Here is a 7014-nt window from a genome sequence, read left to right as displayed (position 1 = left end):
AAAACACCAGCTCCCCGACGCTGCTTGACCATTTGTGCAGGTCTACAAGTCGTATGGTCCCCGCATCTGATGACGCGGCTTGAACCGCACCGGGTTTACCGGAGGCTCCAACTCGAGAATATGATGAAGCCACAATGAGCAAGGCAACAGCTTGTCATACACAAAATCGACACGCCAAACGTGGTTGGGGTGGGATGGCCGAAGCCAAATGATTTTGCGGTAGTGGTGGTATAGCCGTTTGCGTTTCTTGTGACGCTGCGGTTGCTGCAGCCCCTGCCTTGCCCAGAGGCATTCCAGCTTCGTGTGATTCACAATCCTGCCTATGATCCGCAACAGTTCAAAAACCATGTAGTAACCGTAACGGTCACAGCTCTTGGCAAGGCGAATCATCGCAAAGCACAGATCATGATCATTCCTTGCACAGGCCAATACTGCATCTAGTTGAGGGCTTTGCGTTTTACCACGCCGCGCCGGCGACTATGAAAAGCATGGATCCGCCGACATCCATCCTTTACAGCACCATGTCCCACACCGCTTAAGCGCCGGGGTAGGGCTACCTACGTTTCACATCGGCAGGTTTTTGCTCTGTTCCCCATTCCAGTACAAAACGTCGCTCACTTCTATGATAGTCTACGGGAAATCCCGAATACCTTGCGCAACACTAGGTCGATAATCAGTCTCAAACGCTTGAAGCTGCGGAAAGACAATCGATAATGGCACGCCGAGGAGTAGTTAACTCGTTCAATCTGGATTCGATCGCTTGGCGGTCTTCAGACCAGTTTGAGTTTTTGCGCGAAGAATTCGCACCTATGTCCGGAATGCTGGTGGAACGACGAGAACCCACAAGATCACCGTTCGAGTTTAGAGTTCAGCGCTATAGTGTTCCGAGTATTGCCTTGGAGAGCGCAACTTTCGGGAATCCACTGCAAGTTCGCGTAACAAAAAAATCTATGGCGACTGCGATGTCGGATCGATTGTCTTTACACTACCGCACGGCTGGAACGGATAGTGCAGCCATTTTCGGAAACAACACAAGCGTTGCTGGACCTCAAGATCTGAGAATTATCGATTTTCAGCGACCCTTTTATTCAGACTTGTCCAGATTTCAAAGCTTGAATCTGGTGTTGAACCGCAACGACGTACTGAGTGAACTTCCCTTAATACGCGACCAAGGCGGCGAGTTTATTCACAATAGCTCACTATCCAATACGCTGCGTCAGTTGATAATATGCATTTTCCAAGAACTTAAATCTGCCCCCGATGCAGAAGCTGCTCAGATGCTCAGTCATCTTCGCCAGCTTACCATCGACACACTCCGTTTTCACATGATTCGAGATTTGAACAGCACAGAAATACCAAGTCAGTCCAGGCTGAACGTAGTGCTTAGCTACATTGAAAAGCACTACAATGAACAAAACCTGACACCTGAAAACCTCGCCGCAGCGACTGGCATGTCTCGAGCAACACTTTATCGACTTTGTCGTACAATAGGTTCACCTCGGTATTTAGTCCAAAAAACAAGACTCAGGAAGGCGGCTGAACTTATTAGATCAGGTGAAGGTACAAACATTGAGGCTCTTTCGCATAGAGTTGGTTTCTCAGGAAGGCAGTCTTTCACCCGCGCCTTCCAAAGGGAATTTGAATTGTCACCCAAGGAATACAGACAGGAATATTCATCCTGCGCCAAGAGTACTCCAGATCAAAAAAAGACGCCTTGCCGATGGAGCAAAATACGAAGAACTTCGCTTGAGCGTGTCGACAATAGGGGTTCATGCTGCTGGTTAGGTGTTAATCAAGCTGGCGTCTGCAACGGAGAGAAATTTGGCACAACACCCGGTGTAGCAGGAGGAATAGGCATTCTTTGAGCGCCTCATTCTTTCAATCCTCATCCCTCGAACGGGCACAAACTTAGGTTGTGTCGCAAACTCTTAGCAAGGCTATAGTCCACCTCCCGCTGGTCACATTTATCCTTCCAGTTTAGACAATTGCTGAAAGCCAGAAATCCTAGCGCGGGGGAATTGACGTTTTCCGATCATGTTCGCTACCTCGATGCCGTCCAACGTAGCGGAGGCAGATCCTAAAGACTTGAAACCGCACATGTGGCGAACACGCCGCTTTAAGAACCGATGATCCTGCTCGATCATGTTATTCAAAAACTTCGATATGACTGTGTGTACGTTGACCGGGCAACCAAATCGCTTCAGAGTTTGGTTCACCCCTCGAATGCCTGCCCCATTGACGCCACTCTTGTCGATCACGATTTTGTCCCGGATGCCGTTTGAAGCCAAAGCCTTTGCAAAGGACATAGTCGCGGCCGCACCATTCCTCCGCCCAGGCAGCATGAGATCAAGCATGTCTCCTGCCCAATAGAAATACATGCACTTGTCACGAGCTCGCACGAAGGTTTCGTCCATACGCCAGGATTTCTGTGTTGAGCGCTTCTTCGATTGCGCTCTTGCAGCGACCAACTGCAAATACTTTACAACCCACCTGTTGGAGACGCGCGGTCAATCCGCACACCGCGTTCGGCCTGATCTTTTCTAAGTCACGATAGGATACTGTGTACCGCAGATAGAAGTACACAACTTACAATACTGCTGCTCTGGGGAACTGGCAGCCCTTCAATGAAATCACACTAAAACATGTTTGAAAACTGCTCGGCGGGAACAAACTTCAAATTTCACACGCCAGTCCACCGGGCAACAGAGTTTGCAACACATCCCACTAGGCCGTGTTGACAGAATGAAAGTCTGACATGTGCGCGCATCACGATAGCTGGTGCCTATCTAAATATAGGATTCCGGTATTTTCCAATACAGCTATCTGGTTCTAATGCTGGATCGGGGTGATTGGACGCACTTACGGGCAATCAAACAGCAATACTTCGCAACGCTGGCTGGGAGTACAACTTCAAATATCCGCTCATCACTATCGCGTTCAGGATGCGAGCCAGATCAACATCGATAGCCTTCCAATTTAGATTGGATGTGCCAGCGCCACAGAATTCATCTTGGTGAAGAGATACTTCAACATTACCTAGCCGATCTCACTTCTGGAGTTTTATCAATGACTTATTATGTAAAATCCGCTCTGTTGGCTCTTGCTTCCGCCTTGCCAACGCATGCGCTTGCAGATTGGGGCGGCGCATATGGTGGCCTTTCACTTGGCTCAAATATTACAAATGAGCTGTCCGCCCAAGCGGGTGACATTTCCGTGAATTCTGAGGCTGACTCGAGCATTACTCTTGGCGTGTTCGGCGGTTACCATGTGCAAAATGGCGATTTCGTTTTTGGCGGCGAAGTAGCTGTCCTACGAGCCCCCGATCTTGAATTCGAGTTTAATGGACGAGAGTTCGATACAGACTTTGATCTCTTGGATCTGAAAGGTCGTGCTGGTTACGCGGTCAACAATACCTTGATTTATGGTGTAGCAGGCTTCTCGCGCGTCTCAGAAAATGACGACGATGCCACCGGGTTTAACTTTGGCGTTGGTGCTGATTTCGACTTCGGTAACAACTTCGTAGTCGGGGCAGAGTACCTCGCGCGGCGTGCAACGTTTGACAATGATATAGATATTGACGTCGATCTTGATACACTTACTCTCAAAGCGGCATTCAAATTCTGATCTAGAATTGGTACCATCTCAAAGCAAGCCGCGCCAAGGATCGTGGCTTTTCAGACTAGCTTTTGGGCTTTGGTAAGGCCATTTTGATCGAGTGGTTTCCGGTCGAAAACCTCGTGCCATTGGTCAAGGTCATGCTGCGCTATTTGGTGTTGATCAGCCACTTTCTACCCCTTCTCTCTTCGCGTTAGCCTTTAGAGAATTCTGGATGATCGGCTGATCATTCGTACTAGTTGGCCGTCGTCTGTTTTGCTGAAACATAATAATGGGTTTGGGCATTCACTCTAAACGTTGTGACGCTTGCCTAGAGTACTCAACATGCGGAAAAGGCCCACAAAGGGCAAATTGTTTTGCCTTGCCTTTCATCGCTGAGCCAAGCGAAGACGTCAAAGAACGCTTGCAAACTGCTTTGGTCCGATCTGCCAAAACCGATGACCGATAAACCAACTTGGAGCTATATGACAAGCGGATTGACCAGCGTGATCTTTGAACACATGACTTCAGGAAACTTCGAAGCTGTAGGAGTTCAGCTAAAAAATGCCTTGGAATCGATAACGTGACGAGCGAAACCATGGTGACGGCGCAAGTGCCCGAGGAGGGAAGATCAAGACGACCAGTGGCTATGGGCTTTACGCGCTCAGCAAGGGCGATGGCAAGGCGGTCGCCACTGCGGTGCGGCAAACTCGCCGTGGAAGGGTTAATTATAGAAATGGTCGGCGATACCTCGAATGAATGTGCTTGCCCGTTAAACTTAACCTGTTTGGCCAGGGCATGACCTGTTACGCTGTTTGAGCAGCGCAACGCCAGTGTGTCAGCTCGTCGAGACGCGTGATCTTGTGGTCAACGATTTGACAAGCACCCACGTGAGCCATACGTGGTGATCGACGCCCTTGAGCTTGGCGGTTTCGATCAAAGTGAAGGCGTAGCCATGGTTTTCCCATCGGCTTCGGAGCCTGCGAACATCCAGTTTTACGGCCTTGAGTAACCTCATCTGACTGATCCAATCAACCAGATCTCGAATTCCTCTTCTATTGATTATTCATAGAGCTCAACTGAATACTACCAACTGGGTTCTGCATCTCCGCACCGATCCATAGCTCAAACCTATCGTAAAATAGAAACTAGGAATTGGCGCTTCGGCGCGATGTCGTGGGATGTGTTTAATAGCAAATACCACGCGAGGCGGTCGGAGTTATGAAAAAAGGTTTCACTACAGGTGGTGCGATTGCGTGCTGAACTCCTGAATATATTAGTCAAAATCTTGTCAAATTTGTTGGTTTGAAGGTTCTAACGTGTTCACGATTTCCGACTGGTTGGCATTACATGACCTGCAAGCATCCGCGCTGCGCAATGTGCTCACGGCCCACTACATGGGTGAATTGAAAGACCATTTGTTGGAAGCTGAAGAATTGCCCGCTACGAAAACTGCTGCAGCACGTCTCAGAAGCCAAGAAGAGTGTTTCAAGACTTATGTAGTCCCTGCTTTGGCTGCGGGCTTCCCAGAGAATTCAGATGTTGCGAAGATACTTCAATGCAGCGAATTCAAATCACTGACAGAAGGGCAAGTCTATCGACCGCAGACTGTAGATCGGGGCTCGGTATTACCGCCCGTCATTGTGATGGACTGGCGGACGCGACCGGAAGACCTGATGTGTTTGGCCCACGAGGCCGCGCATACTCTTCAGATCATACTCTCTGGCAATGACACAATGCCTCCCATTGCACGCGAAACCTGCGCATTCATTGCAGAACTACTTCTTTTGCGTTTTGTGCAAAAGAATGATCCCGCCCTTCACCTGGCATTGGAACAAGTCTGGGCGGAAGAGAACGCAGCCTACCTGCTAGGTAATCTGGATAGTTTGGCTGACGGATTGCTAAACCTGAATACGCCATATCACTATTACATGAATTACCCTCTTGCGCGGCTATCGGCGGTGCGTCTCTTCGCCAGCGACAGCATCTCTCTGATAGATTTGTTTTCGAGCGGAGTATCGGCAATGAAGCATCTGCCGATAGAGGAGATGGCAGCACAAGCCGCTAAGCTCAACTATTACTTCCCCAAGCTTCCTGAACCAAACAAAAACACATCGAAACTGGATTTCTACCGAGATATTGAGGCAAACAACAATCAGGAGAGATCGAAGCTTCAAGGCTACTACACTACGCTTCAGGCTCACCTGTTCGCGGAAACCGTTCTTATCTGGCTATCAGAAAATCAGCGGCCAATGGGATGCGCGACTTGGGCTAGGCGGTACAACGACAACACATCTGAAGTTACACAGCTAACCACACCGTTCGGTGGGCATGTTCGATTACAGCGATTACTGGACAAAAAACGCAAACCTGCAAACTCGAATGACCTTCACGGACGGGGTGAGCCAGCATGATTGCCGATTACTATTACGGTGTTGGCGCTGCCAACGAGCTTCTGGCTCATTCTGAATGTCATCAGAATATCGAGACGGGCGAGTATCTCGAGATAGAAGTTGTACCTCCGCTCTGGTGTAACCAAGCGCGCTTTTACCTGAATGACGACATACCCACAGCGACAATCACATGGGCTTGGCTGTCTGAAAACGCCCAGACGGACATTCATGCGGCAAGCCGCGCTTTTGCGGAAAGCGAGTGGAACTGCGAAGTTAGGTTCTTCTTCAACGATTGGATTTCGCCCTATGACGACATCCGTGTTGTTCTAATAGATATTCCGCACAACGACGTTCCAAATGAAATCGCCACAAGCCTATGCCGCATTCCCGACGGTACTGTTCGGCCGATCAATCGCTGGACCGGGATCAATCTAAGAAAGTCCCAAAACAAGAATACGGCCTCTGAGTTGATTGAGGACGTACAGAGTGGGAAGAAAGTTTGTTCTCTTCCCAAACCCAAGAGACAGGCGCATCAGCTTGATCTCGAAAATCCGGCTGATGTCAATACAGCCACAACAAGAGGGATTCTCCAATGAACCATGATCTAGAAACCGCCAGGGCCGGCAGTAGTGGAAGAGGCCGTATCCAGACGCCGGTTTCGAATTCTTTCGTAATATCAGAAGTTTAATAGAGGATTGACGGACATGGGACTCAAATTTTCTGCCGTTTGCGCAATTGCCCTTCTTCTTGCTGCATGCTCGCAGCCAGAAGAACCTACGCCGGTTTACACTGCACCCGAATATGACAAGTTCGGCACACCAAGCTGCCCGGCAGGCACAGAACTGGCCAAAACCGAGGCGGGTGAAACTGTCTGTAACCAGGCCGCATCGTAAACAGCTCGCGGTCGGTTTATACCCAGAACTGCCCTTACGTATCGCCTAGGAAAACCGCCCACGTGGCGGTTTTCTTCTTGTCTGCGAGTCGCCATTCGGTTGTATTACTCAACGACCAGACCGCAGAGTATTAA

The 7014-nt window shown here is 49.4% G+C and carries 5 protein-coding genes and 1 pseudogene; 5 read left to right on the top strand and 1 reads right to left on the bottom strand.

The features are described from left to right. Window positions 1-713 precede the first annotated feature (713 nt). Complete coding sequence (locus tag ACR0BU_RS23255) at window positions 714-1865, top strand: helix-turn-helix transcriptional regulator (RefSeq protein ID WP_298937396.1); 1152 nt, start codon at window positions 714-716, stop codon at window positions 1863-1865. Window positions 1866-1964: 99 nt separating this feature from the next. Here ACR0BU_RS23255 and ACR0BU_RS23250 read toward each other — a convergent pair. Next, window positions 1965-2583: pseudogene (locus ACR0BU_RS23250) on the bottom strand (IS6 family transposase). A gap of 483 nt (window positions 2584-3066) precedes the next feature. Between ACR0BU_RS23250 and ACR0BU_RS23245 the strand changes: the two are divergent. The 4 genes from ACR0BU_RS23245 to ACR0BU_RS23230 all read left to right on the top strand — a co-directional run bounded on the left by ACR0BU_RS23245 (window position 3067) and on the right by ACR0BU_RS23230 (window position 6880). Continuing rightward, entirely contained in the window at window positions 3067-3624 is a 558-nt protein-coding gene (locus ACR0BU_RS23245) for an outer membrane protein (protein ID WP_480739211.1), read from the top strand. 1289 nt (window positions 3625-4913) lie between these two features. After that, window positions 4914-6008 (top strand): hypothetical protein, encoded by a 1095-nt coding sequence (locus tag ACR0BU_RS23240; RefSeq protein WP_480739212.1) that lies wholly within the window; start codon window positions 4914-4916, stop codon window positions 6006-6008. Beyond that, window positions 6005-6583, top strand: coding sequence for a toxin-activating lysine-acyltransferase (locus tag ACR0BU_RS23235; protein WP_480739214.1), 579 nt, complete (start codon window positions 6005-6007; stop codon window positions 6581-6583). The genes ACR0BU_RS23240 and ACR0BU_RS23235 overlap by 4 nt, the downstream gene beginning before the upstream one ends. A 108-nt stretch (window positions 6584-6691) precedes the next feature. Next, on the top strand, window positions 6692-6880 hold the full coding sequence (locus ACR0BU_RS23230; RefSeq protein WP_298937400.1) for a hypothetical protein: 189 nt from the start codon (window positions 6692-6694) through the stop codon (window positions 6878-6880). Window positions 6881-7014: the final 134 nt, after the last annotated feature.

This window comes from Ruegeria sp. CK2 (assembly GCF_056536585.1).
This window is presented reverse-complemented; position numbering and strand designations above follow the sequence as displayed.

Coding starts and splice junctions, on each gene's coding strand:
- ACR0BU_RS23235 (WP_480739214.1), top strand. CDS start 6,005: ATGATTGCCGATTACTATTACGGTGTTGGCGCTGCCAACGAGCTTCTG.
- ACR0BU_RS23245 (WP_480739211.1), top strand. CDS start 3,067: ATGACTTATTATGTAAAATCCGCTCTGTTGGCTCTTGCTTCCGCCTTG.
- ACR0BU_RS23230 (WP_298937400.1), top strand. CDS start 6,692: ATGGGACTCAAATTTTCTGCCGTTTGCGCAATTGCCCTTCTTCTTGCT.
- ACR0BU_RS23255 (WP_298937396.1), top strand. CDS start 714: ATGGCACGCCGAGGAGTAGTTAACTCGTTCAATCTGGATTCGATCGCT.